Source organism: Pseudomonas sp., from assembly GCF_033723075.1.
GTDB lineage: Bacteria > Pseudomonadota > Gammaproteobacteria > Pseudomonadales > Pseudomonadaceae > Aquipseudomonas.
In genome coordinates this window covers 334697-352531 of the sequence record NZ_JAWVXU010000001.1, presented here as the reverse complement: position 1 = coordinate 352531, position 17835 = coordinate 334697, and the positions used below count along the sequence as shown (strand labels likewise).

Genomic DNA, 17835 nt, shown 5'->3' with positions numbered 1-17835 from the left:
CAATGACCACTCTCCTGGCCCTGGATACCGCTACCGAAGCCTGTTCCGTCGCCCTGCTGCATGACGGCCGGGTGATCAGCCACTACGAGGTGATCCCGCGCCTGCATGCCCAGCGCCTGTTGCCAATGATCAAGGATCTGCTGGCCCAGGCCGGTGTGCCGTTGTCGGCGCTGGATGCGATCGCCTTCGGTCGTGGCCCGGGCGCCTTTACCGGGGTGCGCATTGCCGTCGGTGTGGTGCAGGGCCTGGCGTTTGCCCTGGATCGTCCGGTGCTGCCGGTGTCCAACCTTGCCGTACTGGCCCAGCGCGCGCAGCGTGAGCACGGCGCCTGCCAGGTGGCGGCAGCCATCGACGCGCGCATGGATGAGATCTACTGGGGCTGCTATCGCAGCGACAATGGCGAGATGCGCCTTGCCGGGGCCGAAGTGGTGTCGCCGCCCGAACAGGTCGGCTTGCCGCTTGACGCGACGGGTGACTGGTTCGGCGCCGGCACCGGCTGGGGCACGTTCGCTGCGCGTATCCCGTTGATCCCGTGCGGACAGGACGGGGCCATGTTGCCGCATGCCGAAGACCTGCTCAGCCTGGCGCGTTTTGCCTGGGCGCGGGGAGAGGCGGTAGTGGCCGACGAGGCCCTGCCGGTGTATCTGCGCGACAAGGTCGCCACACCGAAAGCGCCGTTATAAAGGCACCGTCCGCTGTCTGTAGGAACCAGGGGGGCGCCTAGTCCTTGCTGGCGATCCGCGACTGCGCGGACGGGCCGGCCGGATGCACTGCGTCGCCCCGTTCCACGATCGATTGCCAATCCACTCGGGCGGGGCTAAATTGCAAGCACTTCCACCCATTTGGCTGACAACTGCCGAGCAGCAATAGATGCGTATCGACGGCTCCATACCTTCCTACTCGCCAGACCGCGGGCCTCGTTCGGGCACGGCGGTTACGCCGTTTCGCGAAGCCCAGCGCGAGATAGAGCAGCGTCGTGAGCAGCCGGCTGCTCCGGCGAGCAGCCAGGGTTTTGAGCAGACTGCGCAAACCCGTCGGGTACAGGCATCCAGTGCCAGCAGCGACAGCCTGCCGATTCGGGCGCAGGACCTTGTCTACCAGCCAGGCGTCAGCAATCGCGCGGCCCAGGCAATTGCCAGTTACAGCGCTACCGCCACCTACGTCAGTGAACCTGGCGCCCAGGAAATACTGGGCCTTGATCTCTACGCCTGATAACGCCCGCTGATGCGTCCCTACTTTCTTGGTTGCCCGTCCTGGAGCGAGCCGGCCTGGCGTGGTTCGCTGTATCCGCATAGCGCTCGCCCGGCGGACTTCTTGCCGCTTTATAGCCAGGTGTTCAATGCGGTTGAGGGCAACACCACCTTCTATGCGCGACCCTCGACCGATACGGTTAGCCGCTGGGCAGCGTTGATGCCCGCGCACTTGCGCTTCTGTGCCAAGCTGCCGCGCGATATCAGCCATGCCGGGGATTTGCGCGAACAACTCGCCGCCAGTGACGACTTCCGCCGCCTGCTGGCACCCTTGGGCACGCGGGTCGCGCCATTCTGGCTGCAGTTGCCCGCCAGCTTCGGCCCGTCGCGTCTCGCCGAGTTGAGCGCGTTTATCGAACACTGGGCCGGCAGTGGACTGGCCGTCGAGGTGCGTCATCCGCTCTTCTTCGCCAAGGGCGAAGAGGAGCGGGCGCTCAACCGCCTGCTGCTGGCGCGCGGCATCGAGCGGATCTGCCTGGATGCGCGGGCCTTGTTCAGTTGTGTATCGCAGCAGCCGGCGCTGCTGCATGCCCAAGCAAAGAAGCCGCGCCTGCCGATCCGGCCGACGGCGTTCAGCCAGGCGCCGCAGCTACGCTTTATCGGCCACCCCGAACTCGCAGCCAACGACCGCTTCATGGCGCCCTGGCTGGACAAGGTTGCCCGCTGGATCGAGGACGGGCGCACGCCCTACGTCTTCCTGCACACCGCCGACAACCGCCTGGCACCGCAACTGGCCCGACGTTTCCACGCCCAGTTGATGGCGCGCCTGCCGGGACTGGCGGGCTTGCCCGAGCCCATCGTCGAACCCGCGCTCGAGCAACTGGGGCTGCTCTGAGAGACTGTGAAAAAGCGCTCGCCTCCTGCGGCCGCCTGCAAACGCCCGCTGCGGCGTTGCGCTCGATGTTTCTACAACCTCTCGGCATCGCACGCAGTTCGGCGCCGGCCGATGCCGGGCCGGTCGCCTATGGTTTACTACTGCATAGACGCTTCACTGACTGTGAGTTACGCCATGCGCTCCTCCTTCGAGAGCTTGCTGAAGAACAAGAATATGGCCCACCTCGCCAAGGGGATGGGCGACGGCCCCGCTCTGCCAATGCGCCGGGTCGCCTTCGTGCTGCTGGATAATTTTTCGATGATGGCCTTTACCGGGGCGGTGGACGCCCTGGTCACCGCCAATCTGATGAGCTCGACGCCGCTCTATGAGGTGCTGGTCGTCGGTGGCGCAAGCGAGGTGGTGGTCAGCGATCTGGGTATCGCCATTTCGGCAGGCTGTCGCCTGGCAGAGCTGGAGGAGAAGCGACAGGACATCCTGGTCGTCTGCGGTGGTTTCCGGGTGCGCTTGCAGGCGGATCCACTGCTCAGAACCAAGCTCAAAGCGGCCGACGCCGCCGGTGCCATGCTCGGCGGCCTGTGGAACGGCGCCTACTTTCTCGCCGAGGCGGGGCTGCTGGATGGCTACGACTGTGCCTTCCATCCGGATGGCCGGGCGATGATCGCCGAGTTGTTCCCCAAGGTGAAGTTGTCGAGCCACGCCTATGTGCTGGATCGCCAGCGGATCAGCTGTGCCGGGGCCAACAGCTCCCTGGGCATGATGCTGGAAGTGGTGCGCCGCGGCAGCGGCATCAACCTGGTGAGCGCCATCGAGGAAGTGCTGAGCTGTGACAAGATGCAGGAAGTTCTGGATGTGTCGGTGGTGGCCGTCGATTACGACCCGACCCTGCCGCAGGCATTGAAATCGGCGCTGGAACTGATGCACAACAATATCGACGAACCGCTGACGGTGGATGAGCTCGCTGCCTGCGTGGGGATTTCCAGGCGTCAGCTCGAGCGCTTGTTCTGCCGCCATGTCAATGCAACGCCCTCGCGCTACAACCTGGAGTTGCGTTTGACCCGTGCCCGGCAGTTGCTGCAGCAGACCAACAAGTCGCTGGCCGACATTGCCGTCGCCAGTGGCTTTGTCAGCATTTCGCACTTCCGACGCTGCTTTCGCGAGTTTTTCGAGATTTCCCCAGGGCGTTTTCGCGCCACTTCACACCATCGACGTTGAGTGCAATTGCGCCGCGCTCACGCCAGGGTGAGTGGGTAGGGCAGCGCGGGTTCTCCGGGCGCAATCTGGCTGCTCGCGTTGAACGCATCGGCGAGCAGCATCAGGGTCAAATGATCGACTTTCGCGGGTTCGGCATTGAGCCTTACGCTCAGATCGAGCTGGCGTTGGGTGATGAATTGCTGAAAACCGCTGTCTGACTCGATAAGCGCGGGCGCTGTATTGGGGATGTCCTGCGATTCGGCTGCAGGGTCGTCGGTAACCGTCGGCTGCTGGCCGGCGCTCACCCGGCTCAACAGGATCTGGAAATCCACGTAGGCGCGAATATCTGTCGGGCTGCGGCTCGGGTAGCTGCCATGGGCCGTCAGTGCGGTGCTGGAAGTGGAAACGCCATTAAGCATAAGTCACTCGGTGCGGCCGTTTCGGGCCAAGTCTGCTGAATGCCGCACACCTGGTTATCGGCCGCTTGGCGGCCGGGTTGAGTATTGTTCCAGCAGGCTTTTCGATGAGTACCCCACGGCCTGGGGTTGCCTTCAGCTGGCGCCGCGCAATTTCAGGCGACTGGGCGAGCAAGTGCCGCAGCTGAATAGCTGGGCCTGCCTGGAGGCTGTTGCAGTGCAGGAGTCTGATCTAAGGTGCACGCAGGTTGAAATCGAAACAGGAGCGGTCGATATGTCTACTCAGGTGGCGCGTGGCGAGGCGTTTCGCGCCTTGCACCAGCGCGAAGGGTTGTTCGTGCTGCCCAATCCCTGGGATGCCGGGTCGGCGAAGATGCTCGCGGCCCTGGGCTTCGAGGCGTTGGCTACGACCAGTGCCGGGTTGGCCTTTTCCTTGGGCCGCTGCGATGCAGAAGGCGCGCTCAGCCGCGAGGAGGCCCTGGCTAACGCCCGCGCTATCGTCGAGGCGACGCCGCTACCGGTGGCCGCCGATCTGGAGAACGGGTATGGCGATGAACCGCAGCAGTGCGCCGAAACCATCGCCCTGGCGGCGCAGATCGGCCTGGTTGGCGGTTCCATCGAGGATGCCACGGGCGATGCGCAGTCGCCGATCTATCCCTTCGAGCTGGCGGTCGAGCGGGTCCAGGCGGCGGTCGCAGCAGCCCGCCGCCTGCCATTCACCTTCACCCTGGCGGCGCGGGCGGAAAATTACCTGCATGGCCGAGCCGATCTGGACGACACCATCCGCCGCCTGGTGGCTTACGCCGAGGCGGGCGCCGATGTGCTCTATGCGCCGGGCCTGACTAGCCGCGAGGAAATCCTGGCACTGGTCACGGCCGTGGCGCCGCGCCCGGTCAATGTTTTGGTGGGCTCGCCCAGTCTGCGCTTGACGCTGGATGAGCTGGCCGAACTGGGGGTGAAACGCGTCAGTCTCGGCTCCGGTCTGGCGCGAGTCGCCTATGGCGCCTTCTTCCAGGCGGCGCAGGAATTGGCCACTCGCGGCAGCCTGGTGACGACCGCTCAGGGCATGCCGTTCGAGCGCATCAACAATCTGTTCAAAGCCTGAGCGGGGTAGAATTTGCGTCGTGTTCTGATGGTGCTTGTGCTGTTGGGTTTGTTGGGCGTGCCGCTGGCGGTCTATCAACAGTGGCTCGATGTACCGCCGCGCTGGAATCCCTGGGCGCCGCTGGATATCAGGGCCACGCCGAACCTGCTGACTCCCTTCAAACTCTGGCGTCTGGAGGGTGCCCCAGGGCTCTGTCGGCAGGCCCTGGCCACGTCGCCGCTGCGTTTCACGGCGCTGGCCGATAGCAGCCCGGCGGCCGATTGTCCGCTGGAAAATACCCTGCGGGTGCAGGCCTCCGGGGTGCGTTTCAGCAGCAGCTTTATCAGCACCTGCCCGCTGGCGGCGGCCTTTGCCCTGTTCGAGCGGCATGCCTTGCAGCCTGCCGCGCAGGAGGTGTTCGGTCAGCCGGTGGTGCAGGTCGAGCATGTCGGCAGCTTCGCCTGCCGCAGCATCGCGGGCAGTCAGCGCCGCAGCCAGCATGCCTCGGCCAATGCCCTGGATATCGTCGGGTTTCGCCTGCAGGACGGCCGGCGCATCAGCGTGCTGCGCGACTGGCCGGGAGAGAGCGAGGCCGCGCGCTTCCTGCGTCTGGTGCATAAAGGTGCTTGCGCCAGCTTCAATGTCACCCTCGGGCCGCAGTACAACGTCGCCCATCGCGATCATTTTCATGTCGACATGGGGTTGTTCCGCATGTGCCGCTAGTGCGCCCAGCAGTTCCAGTGCCGCAAACAGGGCGAACTTGGGGCGACCGCAAAGGGCTGGATCTGGCAGAATGCCGCGTCTCGATGATCGACCGCACGCAGGTCGAATTGAATATTTTTTGAGCACATTTCCCGATGAATGACGAACGGCCTGGCGCCACAATTCGCATGGACGCCCTGGCCCCGCATCTGGCCGAGAACGCTGCTGCCTGGGCCGAGCGCCTGGGGTTGGCCCAGGAGGGCGAGGCGCAATTTGCCCTGCAGCTGGGCGAGCAGGGGTTGCAGCTGGTCGAGCTGGGGCCGCAGGCGCCGGGGCCGGTGCGAGTGGATTTCGTCGAGGGCGCGGTGGCGCATCGCCGGCTGTTCGGCGGCGGCACCGGGCAGATGATCGCCAAGGCGGTGGGCGTGCAGCCGGGCGTGCGTCCGCGGGTATTGGATGCCACCGCCGGGCTTGGCCGCGATGGCTTCGTCCTGGCCAGCCTGGGCTGCAGTGTGACCCTGATCGAGCGCCAGCCGCTGATCGCCGCCCTGTTGGAGGATGGCCTGGCCCGCGCCGCCGTCGACCGGGACGTCGGTCCGATCGTGGCGCAGATGCGCCTGCTGACCGGCAACGCGATCGAGCTGATGAAGGCGTGGCAGGGCGAGCCGCCGCAGGTGATCTACCTCGACCCGATGTTTCCCCATCGCGACAAGAGCGCGCTGGTGAAAAAGGAAATGCGCCTGTTCCGCCCCTTCGTCGGTGACGATCTGGATGCTCCGGCCCTGCTCCAGGCCGCTTTGGCCCTGGCCAGCCACCGGGTGGTGGTCAAGCGTCCGCGCAAGGCACCGGTCATTGCGGGTGGCAAACCCGCTTATGTGCTGGAAGGAAAGTCCAGCCGCTATGACATCTATGCGTTGAAAAAGCTGCAAGCGTGAAGCTTCAAGCCGCAAACGGGGCGTTCAGATGCAATCGGGGAGGGCGGCTACGGATTTCATCCAGGGCTAGGAAACCGCTGCATGATGGGCCTGGCCGGCTCTCGTGGGGCCGCACTCCCGACATTTTTCCTCCCCCCCCATCCCCGTCGGTCACCCGGCCCGGATCGATGCTGTTGGCCGTTGCCGGCGGAGCCTTGGGTCGCTACTACTCTGCGGCGCCTGGGCGTTGGGCTTGCATTCGGCCCGGCCAGGGACTTGAATGCGGACGAGGGCGTAGAGCCTGCCCTGAAGCGCTAGCGATCACTATGCTACGCCGCCACCTGAATGGAACTGAGCCGCATGACGCGAATACTCTCGCTCCTGGCATTGGTTGCCGCCTTGTACGTGACGATCTGTGTCGCCGTGTGGGTGTTTCAGCGCGGCCTCATCTATTTCCCGCAACCGCTTGCCATCAACCACCCCGACACACTGCTTAAACTGCCGGTGGACGATACCGAAGTGCTGGTTTCGATCCGCCCCCACGCCGGCCCGAATGCGCTGATCTACTTCGGCGGTAACGCCGAGGACGTTTCGCTGAATCTGGCCGAGTTTGCCCAGGCCTTTCCCGAACATGCGCTCTACTTGCTGCACTACAGGGGCTATGCGGGCAGTGCCGGGTCGCCGTCCGAGGAGGCGATCCAACGCGATGCTTTGGCCTTGTTCGACAAGGTGCATGCCGCGCACCCGCGCACCGTGGTGATGGGGCGCAGCCTGGGATCGGGGGTAGCCATTCGTCTGGCCAGCCAACGTCCGGCCTCGCGTCTGGTGCTGATCACCCCGTTCGACAGCCTGCAGGCGTTCGCCGTGCGCCAGTTCCCCTACCTGCCGATAAAGTGGCTGCTCAAGGACAAGTTCGAGTCCTCGAAGTACGCGCCGCGCATCAGGGTGCCGACCCTGCTGATCGCGGCCGAGCACGACGAAGTCATACCGCGTGCGAGTACCGAGACGCTCTACAGGCATTTCGCCCCTGGTGTGGCCACGCTCGAGGTGATTCCGGGCAAGGGTCACAACTCGATCTCCGAGAGCCCCGCTTACCTGCCATTGCTCCGCGCCGCGCTCTGAGCGAGCAGGCCCCTGACGCTGCCCCCGCGAGCCGTCGCCACCAGGATGCAAGCCACGGCCGCGGATGCGTGGATGCCACCCGGCCTAGCGGATTGGCGGCGGGCTGACATCTGTGCGGGGATAAGGCATGACCTCGCTATATGGCCCCGGCAATGCGCCCCTCGCCCGCAACTGGTCGATAGCCCTGTCCAGGTCATCGCGCAGTTGCTGGGCGCGGGGCGAGGCCGTGGAGTAGGCGATGGTGAAGTCCTGCTGCAGCAGGGTGACAGAGCGCAGTGTCGGCAACTTGCCCTCCTTGAACGCCGCTTCCATCGGATCCTGGTAGTCGAGCAGGTAGTCGGCCCGTTGCAAATGCATCATTTGCGCTGCCGCCAGGTGGGTCGGGGCTGCTATCAGGACGATGCCGTTGGCTGGCTCCCTGGCCAGGGCCGCCAGCGGCGAGCCGGGATAGGTCAGGCCCTGGACCCGCAGCAACCGGACATCGCGTAGCCTGTCCAGTTGAGCCGGTGGCGGCCGATCGTTGTAGTACAGGTTGAGCATCACCCGGGCAACCCGATAGCGACTGCGCAAGGTGTATGTCGACATCAGCGGATGCTGGACAAGCGAGGGGCTCATCTCGATCAGGCCGCTTTCCATCGACTTGAACAGGCGGTAACTGGGGTACTCGATAAAGTGCGTCCGATAGCCCGCCTGTTGCGCCACCAGCCGCAAGAACTCGAGCAAATGCCCGCTCGGCTGGCCTTGCTCGTCGGTATAGGAGTAGGGCGGGAAGCCGATATAGCCCACGCGGATAGCAGGCGGATTGACTGGTGGTGCGGCCTGCGCCAGAGGTAGTTGAACGCAGTAAAGTACGGCGGCTAACAGGCAGGTCAGACGTGTGGTCGGCATAAACGCCCCGAATTATATTTGTGCGGGCCAGAGTAGCCTCTCCGCTGGGGGGAGTCCTGCACAGCGGCAACAAACCGGGGCAGGCCATGTAGTGTCGTGCTTGTACTGGCTGCTAAGGAGCGGATGCGGGCATCAACGCGTCTTGCATCGGCTCACTCTGGCCCTTGAACCATGGGTGGACGTTTTGCCCAAAAAGATGGCTTGCCGCAGAGGACTATAGCGAATGTCTTACACGGATCGGTGGCATTTAGCTCTGTTGCCGGTTGACTCGCCGCTCTAATCTACACACATCCACTGCAGCGCAGGATGCGCTCAGGATCATGGATGATCGGCCATAGCCAAGACGGCGGCCAAAAGGATTTTGGAATGGTCAGGAAAAAACCCGCCTCGGCGGGTTTTTTGTTGTGTGCGAAACGCGCATGCGCGCAGCGTCACGACTAGCGTCAATCGGCCATTGGCGGCGATCACGCAAACCGTGGCGGACGCTTGCTCAGCCGGACAGCCTGGAGCTATATGCCTCTACCCACCCGCTGAGAAACTGTGAAAATATCGGACGCCATCACCGGTGTTCATGGCAAGGCGCGCTACGCAAAAAAACTGGGGGAGCTCAGTAAGCTGAATGACCCCGTTTTTGCGTAGCGCAACGTCAGCAGTGGGCGCCTGGCGGCGCTCGCAGTAGACGTTTTTTTCACAACCTCTGAACAAAAGCGATCCCGGATCGCTATGATTGGAGCCCATGACGCCCTCTGTCCAGCTCCGTCAACCCTGTCCGCCTGGCGCCTGCATCTGCGGGCGTGAACGGCTGTTGGACACACAGGGTGCCGATTCGCGCATCCTGAGCCTGACCCGGCAGGAGGAAAAGCGCCTGATCGAGCGCCTGGAAAATCTTGAGAGCCTGACCGAGCTCGAGCATATGCAGCGTCGGATGTACGAGCAGTTGGGCATTCGCCTGGAAATCGCCCCAGGCTTCAACGAAGTGCGCAGCATGCGCGGCATCGCTATTCACATCGACGAGCTGCCCGGACTCTGTCGCAAAACCCGTCAGTCGATCCCTGCAGCGATTCGCCGCGGATTGGAGAAGCGTCCGGAGATTGCCTACCGGTTGCTCGATGCCCACGACCTCTTTCGCGACGTCTGAGGCACACCCGAAAACACTGGAAGTGGACATGGCCGGGTTCGACCGCAAGCAGGCGCGGATGGTCGAAAGCGTGCCGACACGGCCAATCGCGGCCGAGTTTCATAGCCTGGATGAGCGCGGAGATGGCGGCAGGTACATCTGAGCATCTGCTGCCTGCTCAGAACAGGCCGAGTTGGCCGCCGACCAGCCGGGCGAAGTCGTCGCCCACGAACGGCAGAATGGCGTCGGCCACCGGCTGCAGCTGGCGGGTCAGGTAATGCTCGTAATCGATGCTCGCCTGCCGGGTTTCCAGCGGTTCGGGGCCGGCGAGGGTGATCACGTAGCTGATCCAACCGCCGTTCTGGTACTGGCGCGGGCGGCCGTGCTGGTCGTTGTATTCGTCGGCCATGCGCGCCGCGCGCACGTGCGGCGGCACATTGCGCTGGTAGTCGTCCAGGCGGCGGCGCAGGCGCTTGCGGTAGATCAGCAGCTCATCCAGTTCGCCGGCCAGGGTGCGGCGCACGTAGTCGCGGATATAGTCCTGGTAGGGTTGCCGGTTGAAGATCAGCAGGTACAGCTCGCGCTGGAACTGCCGGGCCAGCGGCGACCAGTCGCTGCGCACCGTTTCCAGGCCCTTGAAGACCATCTCGCTGCTGCCGTCCGGCGCCACGACCAGACCGGCGTAGCGCTTCTTGCTGCCCTCTTCGGCGCCGCGGATGGTCGGCATCAGGAAGCGGCTGTAATGGGTTTCGAACTGCAGCTCCAGTGCGCTTTCCAGGTCATATTCCCGGCGCAGGTGCTCGCGCCACCACTGGTTGACGCGCTGCACCAGGGCGCGGCCGATCTGCGCCGCCTCGTCTTCGCCATGGGCGCGCCTGAGCCAGACGAAGGTGGAGTCGGTGTCGCCGTAGATCACCGCGTGGCCTTCGGCCTCGATCAGCTCGCGGGTCCGGCGCATGATCTCGTGACCACGCAGGGTGATCGAGGACGCCAGGCGCGGGTCAAAGAAGCGGCAGCCGCTGGAACCGAGCACCCCGTAGAAGGCGTTCATGATGATCTTCAGCGCCTGGGACAGCGGCGCGTTGTGCTCGCGCTTGGCCGTCTCTCGGCCCTGCCAGACGCTCTCGACGATGGCCGGCAGGCAATGCCGGGTGCGCGAGAAGCGCGCGCCGCGAAAGCCCGGCACCGATTCGCTGTCTTCGGGGTGGCGCATGCCCTCGATCAGCCCCAGCGGATCGATCAGAAAGGTGCGGATGATCGACGGATAGAGGCTCTTGTAGTCGAGCACCAGCACCGACTCGTACAGGCCGGGCCGCGAGTCCATGACGAAACCGCCGGGGCTGGCTTCCGGCGGCCGCTCGCCGAGATTCGGCGCGACAAAACCCTGGCGGTGCATCAGCGGCATGTACAGGTGGGTAAAGGCCGCCACCGAGCCGCCGCTGCGGTCGGCGGGCAGGCCGGTGACGGTGGCGCGTTCGAGCAGGAAGGTGAGGATCTCGGTCTTGGCGAAGATCCGCGTCACCAGCTCGCAGTCCTTGAGGTTGTAGCGCGCCAGAGCGGGCTTGTCCTCGGCGAACATGCGGTCGATCTCGTCCATGCGCTGGTAGGGCGTGGCGATGTCCTTGCCTTCGCCGAGCAGGGTCTGCGCGACGTTTTCCAGGCTGAACGAGGCGAAGCTCCAGGTCGCCGAGCGCAGCGCCTCGATGCCGTCGATGATCAGGCGTCCGGCGGCTTCGGCGAAAAAGTGATTGTTGCGGCTGCCATGCTCGCGCCAGCCCATCGCATCGCCGCCGCGGCCGAGCTGCAAGGGCACCTGCAGGCGCTGGGCATGCTCGTGCAACACGCGCAGGTCGAACTGCACCAGGTTCCAGCCGATGATCGCATCGGGGTCATGGGCGGCGAGCCACTGGTTGAGCCTTTCCAGCAGCTGCCGTCGGCTGTCGCAGTACTCGAGGGCAAAGTCGCGCGGCGTGTCCACGCCGTTTGCCGGCCCGAGCATATACACCTGGCGTTGGCCACAGCCTTCCAGGGCGATGGAATACAGCTCGCCCTGGGCGTTGGTTTCGATATCCAGGGACGCCAGGCGCAAGCGCGGGCGATAGGCCGGCGCGGGTTTCAGCTGCGCCTCGAGCAGCATGCCGCTGGCGTCCGGCGTGCCGCCGAAGCACACCGGCGCGGTGATGAAGCGCTCCATCAGGTAGCGTTCCGGCGGGCGGATATCGGCCTCGAACACCTCGACTCCGGCCTTGCGCAGCAGCTTGTCGATATTCATCAACTGACGATGCTGGCGGCAATACAGGCCGAGCACCGGCCGATGGTGGAAATCGCACAGCTCCAGCGGGCGCAGCTCGACGTCACGCTCGCCGCGCAGCAACGCCTCGGCCAGCGCGCGCTGCTCGGCAGGAATAAAGGCCACCGAAGGCTGGCAGGGCAGACGGATGTGCCGCGGCCCCGCGTCGGTCGCCAGCCAGAATTCGACCTGGGTGCCGGCGGGGGTATCGCGCCAATGTCGGGTCAGGACGAAGCCCTGCTGTAAATCCACCGCTGCAACCTCAAGTCCTTGTTTCACGGTGCGATTCTACGTGGCATGGAGCGCGATTGCGCGGGCAGGGCGGGGGACGGGGTTTATGGATGGATGTGGTGGCAGCGTTGGGTCGACTGCTGCCGTTCGCGACAGACAGGAAATGGCCGAACGTAGCCCTTCATCAAACCCATGCCGCTTGAGATCAAACAGCGCAAGACCAGCCCCAGCAGCTGGGCTAGCGGCCTACTGTCTACGCCTCGCATAACGCTCGGCCAGTGTGCAGAAGAACGGCACGTATTGCGCATGCCCTCCGGTAAAAACCACGTCCAGTCTGAGAGGGTCGGCCGGGTCGCTGATACCTTCAACCGCCGGCCAGGGGGCCAGGTTCGGGTCGCTCGCCCGGCGCTGCAGGTGCGCGGCATCGAGGCCCGGGCGAGCGACTTCGCCGCCGCTGCTGTCGATGTAGACCACGGTATTGTCCGTGGCGAAGGCTTCGCCCAGCGCCTGCACTAGGGTGAGGAAGCCGCGGTCGCTGCCGCCGCGCAGTTGCTGGGTCTGGCCATCCAGCGTGCTGGTGGTCGAGGTGATGGTGTCGCCCACGCCGACGATGCGCGGCATCTGGGCCGGGTCGAAATGCTCGCGCGCCAGCTGCAGCAGGGCGCGCTGATCGCGCGGCGCCTGGCGGGCATTGAAGTCTTCACCCAGCGGGTAGTGCCCGGTGTGTTGGTGATAGTAGTGGTTGAGGATTACCAGCACGCCGACTTCCTTGATGGCGCCCTTGAGCATGAATTGGAAGTCGGTGGTGCCGGCATTCTCGCCCGAGCTGTATTTGAGCCGTTCCCGGCACTGGGGATCGCTACCGAGATTGGGGGCGTAGTGGACGAAGAAGGATTCTTGCAGCTGGCAGGCGCTGGCTTGCTGCTGCAGTTGCGCCATGAAACCTTCGAGCGCGTGCTGCAACTGCCGGTATAGCGCTGGCTGGTCGCTGAAGTGTCGGTAGAGGCTGTTGATGTTGACGGTGGGTGAGGCGAGGTTGTCCAGTACGCTGGCGCCAACCAGGGGCGCGATCGCGGATGCGCCGAGCGCATAGGGCGGGGCGGCCAGCAGTTCGCCGAGAAAACGTTCGGCCTTGCCCGGTATTGTCTGCAGAAAGGCCAGTTCCGCCTCGCTTACGCCTGGGTGGGTCACCCGGCCGTAGCGGTCCTGCAGTTGCACGCCGCCGGCAGCCAGCCCCGGCAGGTAGAGGCCTTGCTCGCGTGCCTGGGCAGGGGTATCGAAGGCGTTGTCGACGATGCCATTGACTCCGCGGCGGCCGATGTGTTCGCCATTGGTCAGCACGAAGAAGTGCCCCGCCAGTTGACGGGCCGCCTGCACATAGCGCCGCTCGACGGCACGGGTCAGCGGGTCGCGCACCAGGCCCATGCAGACCCCGTCCAGGTCCTGAATGATCAGCAGCCTGTCGGTGGCGGCGAGGGCGTCGAGAAGGCGGTTGTGGTCGAGTGAAAACGTTGGGCAGTTTTTAATCATGCCGCCATCTTACACCGCAGTGTCGGGGGGCGGCCAAACCAGCAGCCCGGATCCGGAGGCCGTCAGCGACTCAAGCCAAGCCGTTCATGCCACTGGGCGATGGACTCTTCGGGATAGCCGTCGAATTGTTTATCGCCGGGTCGCACATCGACTTCGACCCAGGAGGCTTTCGAGTCGAGCAGCAGGTGGGTGTGTTGCGGGGGCACCGGCAGCGGCGTGTCGATAGCCGAGGCGAAGGGGTGAATAAGCGCCGGCCACTCCGGGCTGTAGAGCCACAGGGCGCTGCCGCAGAGTCGGCAGAAATGCCGCTCGGCACTGCTGCTATGGGCGCGGCGGGCACCTTCGGGCTTGATCTTGGCGTGGTAGATGGCGATCTGCTTGCGCCCCCTGACTTTCAGGCTGTGCGCATCGCCGCTGAGGTTGATCGAGTAACCGCCGCCGCCCTGGGTTTTGCGGCAAATCGAGCAGTAGCAACGCTGGTAGGGATAGGGGTGGGCGCTGGTCAGGCTGAAAGCCACGGCACCGCAATGGCAGGAACCTTGGAGTTGCATGGCGAACCTCCGGGCGAACGGGCTGTGTTGGCATAATCAGAGATTACCTGGTGGACCAGTGCCACTTGGCATTGTGCGAGGCCGTTGGTCGGGTGGCTTGGCACCACGATTCCACGAGCTGGCGGCGGGCAGGCCAGTAGGCGTGTAGCGGGGAAGGGAGCGATGTGCGTTGATTGATCTGCGGCGTGCACCGCGAGTAGGAGTGGATACGCTCTGCGTATCCACTTTTTTATGTCGACGTGGCACTATCCACCTTTATTTACGGTGCTTTCGCCAGACCCACCGTTCTCGCAGCCTGTTGTCGCGAAATAGCGCGCAAGACCTGCTTACAATGGCACTCATTTATCGCAATAGGGTTCTAGCTTGACCGATACCAATCTGTCAGAAGACGAGATGCGCCGCGCCCTCGGTCTCGACTCTGCGCCGCAGAAACAACCGCAATCACAACCCAAACCACCGTCCAGTTACACGCTCGTCGAACTGAGCGTGCGCAAGAACGGTGGCCCGCCGTTTCGCTTCGAGCATCGTTCGCGCTCGATCAGCACACTCACTGCCCAGCTCGAGGCCGAAAAAGCCGCGCGCGCCAAGGGTTACGAGGTGTGGGTGCTGCTGGATATCCGGCAGGTTTCCGAGTAACGGCCGGTCGCTGTCCGGCCGAATCAGCCGTATTGCTTCTAGGTTGATCGTTTGCGCAGGACATGGGCTCGGCGTTGCGTTCGCCGCGCAGCCACGGCCCGCCAGCTTGACAGCGTGCCGAGAACCCATGGCGCACTGCCTGTAGCGATCCGCCCTACCCGCGAAACTTTGGCGCTGCCGCGACCATACATTGCTGGATAAACACCAAGAATCTTTCCGAGAGCCGCCATCGACTGCCCATGGCCGGTCGGGCCGGGCGATCTGCAGCAGCAGTAATTATTTGGCGGATATGACATTCGTTCACGATTTGCTCAAAGCCTTTGACGACACTGTGTCACAGTTGCAAGAGAGCGCTGGTGTAAACGGGGGATGGTGGGGTAATGGCATGATGCTTTCACTCATGCGTGTTTCCTGGCGTGCACCTGCTTTGCGCCGCATCACCAACCGGTCGAGGATTTGCCATGTCGCCAACAGCAGAGCTGTCCCGTCAACCGACCATCGGCGTCGCCAATTCGAGTGCCACACGCCGGGCGTTGCTGCTTATCTCAGCCTTGCTGTTGGTGCTGTTCGTGGTGGCCAGTGTGGCGTTGGTGCAGATTGCGCTGCAGCAGAACACTCGGGCCCTCGAACAGGGCCTGTTCTATGTGGAAAAGGCCACCCAGGTCCGGCAGAAGTCGATTCTGGCAACCATCGGCGACTACGCCTTTTGGGGTGATGCCTACCAGCATCTGCATGCCACGGTCGATCTCGAGTGGGCCTATACGCGGCAGAACCTGGGCCCCAGTCTGTTCGATGATTTCGCCTTCGAGGGGGTGTTTGTCGTCGCTGCCAATGGCTCCACCTCCTATGCGGTGGTCGACGGCCAGCTCGTGGCAACCTCGGTGGAGCAATGGCTCGGGCAGGATATAGCGGCACTGCTCGCACAGGCGCGCGAGCAGGCCGGGGATGAAGAACCGCTCGTGGGCTTTGTGCAAATAGCCGGTCAGCCGGCGCTGGTCGCTGCCGCGGGCTTCACCCCCGGAGGCGATCCGCAGATAGTCGAAGTGCCGGGTCCGACATCCGTTTTGCTCTTCGTCGATCTGCTCGGGCCGGACAAGCTGCAGGCGCTGGGAGAGGATTTCGGCATCGACCAGCTGCATGTGGCCAACGCTGCAGCCGATGCGCCAGGCGCGTCCTCGTTGCGCCTGGCCACCCTCAGCGGTGAGCCGCCGCTGCTGGGCTGGCAGCCGCCCCGGCCTGGCGATCAGTTGCTGTACCTGATTCTGCCGCTGCTGGCCTTGGCCGGGAGCATTTTTGCCCTGGTCACCTGGTTGACCCTGCGCCGGGCCATGGCCTCCGCGCGTGAGATGGAGGCCAGCTATGCCTCCCTGTATGCCAGCCAACGGGCCCTGGCTACCAGTGAGGCGCGCTTTCGCGATGTGGCCGAAGCCGCCTCGGACTGGATTTGGGAGGTCGATGCCGAACTGCGTTTGACCTACCTTTCCGCACGTTTTCAGACGGTGACCGGGCATGCCGAGAGCGACTGGCTGGGGCGTTCGATCGATGAGTTCATCGAGTGCCCCGGTGGTCTATCTCTCTGGCTGAGCAAGCGCAAGGGCAGGGCAGCCAATGGCACCCGGCAATGCCATTACCGCGCCAAAGATGGTCGTCTGCGCACCTGTCGACTGGCCATGCGAACCGTTGCGGATGCGCAGGTTGGCGGCGGTTTCCGCGGTACTGTCAGCGACATCACCGAAGAGGTCGAGGCGCGGGCGCGCATCGAACACCTGTCGCTGCATGATGCGCTGACCGGTTTGCCGAACCGCAACCGCATGCAGGAATTTCTCGAGGGCAAGCTCAAGGCAGCGCCCAGCGCGGACAAGCCTCTGGTCATGCTGAGCCTCGATCTAGACCGGTTCAAGCAGGTCAACGATTCCTTCGGCCATGAGGTCGGTGACCAGGTGCTCAACGAAGTTTCCCGGCGCTTGCGCCTGTGCCTGCGTGATGGCGATCTGGTCGCCCGCATGGGGGGAGACGAGTTCATTCTGATCGTCAGCGGCATATCCGCTCAGGAGGAGGTGGAGCACCTGTGCGAGCGTTTGATCGCCAGCATCGAACAGCCATTCGAGATCGACAACCACAGCATCTTTATCGGCACCAGTATCGGCGTAGCCATGGCGCCCGCCGATGCCTCCTTGGCGGAAGAGTTGCTCCGCTATGCGGATATCGCCCTGTACGAGGCCAAGGGGGGTGGGCGCAATACCTGGCGTTTTTATGCCAGTGATATGAACGAACGGGCCGTCGAACAGCGCCAGTTAGAGGGCGATTTGCGCCAGGCCTTGAAAAACGACGAGCTGCGCCTGCTCCTGCAGCCACGCTATAGCGTCAACAGCAAACGCATGGTCGCGGCTGAAGCGTTGGTGCGCTGGCAGCACCCGCAACGCGGACTGCTGAGTCCGGATACCTTTATTTCCATCGCCGAGAGCACCGGCCTGATCGTGCCCCTGAGCTCCTGGGTGCTGCATGCCGCCTGCACGGAAGCCATGAGCTGGAGCGAGCAGCTGATCGTTTCGGTGAATCTCTCGTCGGTGGAGTTCCAGCGCGGGCACCTGGTTGCACGGGTACAGAGTGTTCTCGAGGCAACCGGCCTGCCGCCGTCGCGATTGGAATTGGAACTCACCGAGAGTGTCCTGCTCGAGGATGCCGAGGGTGCGCTGGTGATCATGCAGGCGCTCAAGGACTTGGGCGTCAGGTTGTCCATGGATGACTTCGGCACCGGCTATTCCTCCCTCGGCTATCTGCGCACATTCCCTTTCGATGGGCTGAAGATCGATCGCAGTTTCGTGTCCGATATGGACGGTTGCGAGAGCAGCGAGGCAATCATCAAGGCGATCATCGGCCTCGGTCGGGCGCTCTCCCTGACCGTGACGGCCGAGGGTGTGGAGTCGCAAGAGCAGCTCGATATTCTGCAGCGCTACGACTGTGAGGAAGCCCAGGGCTACTTCCTCGATCGGCCGATGCAGCCGGCCTTGCTACACGCTGCGCTGGAGCGTCTGGAGCAAGGTGTATGAGCCGGGCTGTCAGGCAGCCCGGTTGTCG

15 protein-coding genes and 1 pseudogene are annotated in these 17835 nt (G+C 64.1%); 11 read left to right on the top strand and 5 right to left on the bottom strand.

Annotated features, from left to right (window positions below; all coding sequences use genetic code 11):
• Positions 1-2 precede the first annotated feature (2 nt).
• The 4 genes from tsaB (at position 3) to R3355_RS01665 (ending at position 3297) form a co-directional block, all read left to right on the top strand.
• The gene (gene tsaB, locus R3355_RS01680; RefSeq protein WP_318951190.1) at positions 3-683 is read left to right on the top strand and encodes a tRNA (adenosine(37)-N6)-threonylcarbamoyltransferase complex dimerization subunit type 1 TsaB; all 681 of its coding nucleotides are present in this window, start codon (positions 3-5) and stop codon (positions 681-683) included.
• 187 nt (positions 684-870) lie between these two features.
• Positions 871-1212 (top strand): hypothetical protein, encoded by a 342-nt coding sequence (locus tag R3355_RS01675; RefSeq protein WP_318951189.1) that lies wholly within the window; start codon positions 871-873, stop codon positions 1210-1212.
• A gap of 12 nt (positions 1213-1224) precedes the next feature.
• Entirely contained in the window at positions 1225-2085 is an 861-nt protein-coding gene (locus R3355_RS01670) for a DUF72 domain-containing protein (protein ID WP_318959793.1), read from the top strand.
• 174 nt (positions 2086-2259) lie between these two features.
• Positions 2260-3297, top strand: a complete 1038-nt coding sequence (locus R3355_RS01665; RefSeq protein WP_318959792.1) for a GlxA family transcriptional regulator — start codon at positions 2260-2262, stop codon at positions 3295-3297.
• 17 nt (positions 3298-3314) lie between these two features.
• On the opposite strand, the gene R3355_RS01660 is transcribed toward R3355_RS01665, so the two are convergent.
• Positions 3315-3695 carry a hypothetical protein gene (locus R3355_RS01660; RefSeq protein ID WP_318959791.1) on the bottom strand — a complete coding sequence of 127 codons (381 nt, stop codon included), beginning with the start codon at positions 3693-3695 and terminating at the stop codon, positions 3315-3317.
• A gap of 271 nt (positions 3696-3966) precedes the next feature.
• On the opposite strand from R3355_RS01660, the gene R3355_RS01655 reads away from it, so the two are divergent.
• The 4 genes and pseudogenes from R3355_RS01655 (at position 3967) to R3355_RS01640 (ending at position 7514) form a co-directional block, all read left to right on the top strand.
• Entirely contained in the window at positions 3967-4797 is an 831-nt protein-coding gene (locus R3355_RS01655) for an isocitrate lyase/phosphoenolpyruvate mutase family protein (protein WP_318959790.1), read from the top strand.
• 27 nt (positions 4798-4824) lie between these two features.
• Entirely contained in the window at positions 4825-5499 is a 675-nt protein-coding gene (locus R3355_RS01650; protein WP_318959789.1) for an extensin family protein, read from the top strand.
• A 138-nt stretch (positions 5500-5637) separates the two neighbouring features.
• Positions 5638-6413 (top strand): annotated as a pseudogene (locus R3355_RS01645) (class I SAM-dependent methyltransferase).
• Between the two features lie 339 nt (positions 6414-6752).
• Positions 6753-7514: an alpha/beta hydrolase gene (locus R3355_RS01640; RefSeq protein WP_318959787.1), complete on the top strand. Its 762-nt coding sequence runs from the start codon at positions 6753-6755 to the stop codon at positions 7512-7514.
• An 84-nt stretch (positions 7515-7598) separates the two neighbouring features.
• Here R3355_RS01640 and R3355_RS01635 read toward each other — a convergent pair whose 3' ends face one another.
• On the bottom strand, positions 7599-8402 hold the full coding sequence (locus R3355_RS01635; protein WP_318959786.1) for a substrate-binding periplasmic protein: 804 nt from the start codon (positions 8400-8402) through the stop codon (positions 7599-7601).
• A gap of 736 nt (positions 8403-9138) precedes the next feature.
• Between R3355_RS01635 and R3355_RS01630 the strand changes: the two genes are divergently transcribed.
• A complete protein-coding gene (locus R3355_RS01630; RefSeq protein WP_318959785.1) occupies positions 9139-9540 on the top strand; it encodes a hypothetical protein in 402 nt (133 codons plus the stop codon).
• Positions 9541-9697: 157 nt separating this feature from the next.
• Here the strand turns inward: R3355_RS01630 and R3355_RS01625 are convergent, their stop codons facing one another.
• From R3355_RS01625 to R3355_RS01615, 3 genes are all read right to left on the bottom strand, one after another.
• Positions 9698-12061, bottom strand: a complete 2364-nt coding sequence (locus tag R3355_RS01625) for a DNA polymerase II (RefSeq protein ID WP_318959931.1) — start codon at positions 12059-12061, stop codon at positions 9698-9700.
• Between the two features lie 225 nt (positions 12062-12286).
• Complete coding sequence (gene stpA, locus R3355_RS01620; protein ID WP_318959784.1) at positions 12287-13570, bottom strand: glucosylglycerol 3-phosphatase; 1284 nt, start codon at positions 13568-13570, stop codon at positions 12287-12289.
• 62 nt (positions 13571-13632) lie between these two features.
• Positions 13633-14121 carry a GFA family protein gene (locus R3355_RS01615; protein ID WP_318959783.1) on the bottom strand — a complete coding sequence of 163 codons (489 nt, stop codon included), beginning with the start codon at positions 14119-14121 and terminating at the stop codon, positions 13633-13635.
• Between the two features lie 363 nt (positions 14122-14484).
• On the opposite strand from R3355_RS01615, the gene R3355_RS01610 reads away from it, so the two are divergent.
• Positions 14485-14757 (top strand): hypothetical protein, encoded by a 273-nt coding sequence (locus tag R3355_RS01610; RefSeq protein WP_413243469.1) that lies wholly within the window; start codon positions 14485-14487, stop codon positions 14755-14757.
• 461 nt (positions 14758-15218) lie between these two features.
• A complete protein-coding gene (locus tag R3355_RS01605) occupies positions 15219-17807 on the top strand; it encodes an EAL domain-containing protein (RefSeq protein WP_318959782.1) in 2589 nt (862 codons plus the stop codon).
• Positions 17808-17835: the final 28 nt, after the last annotated feature.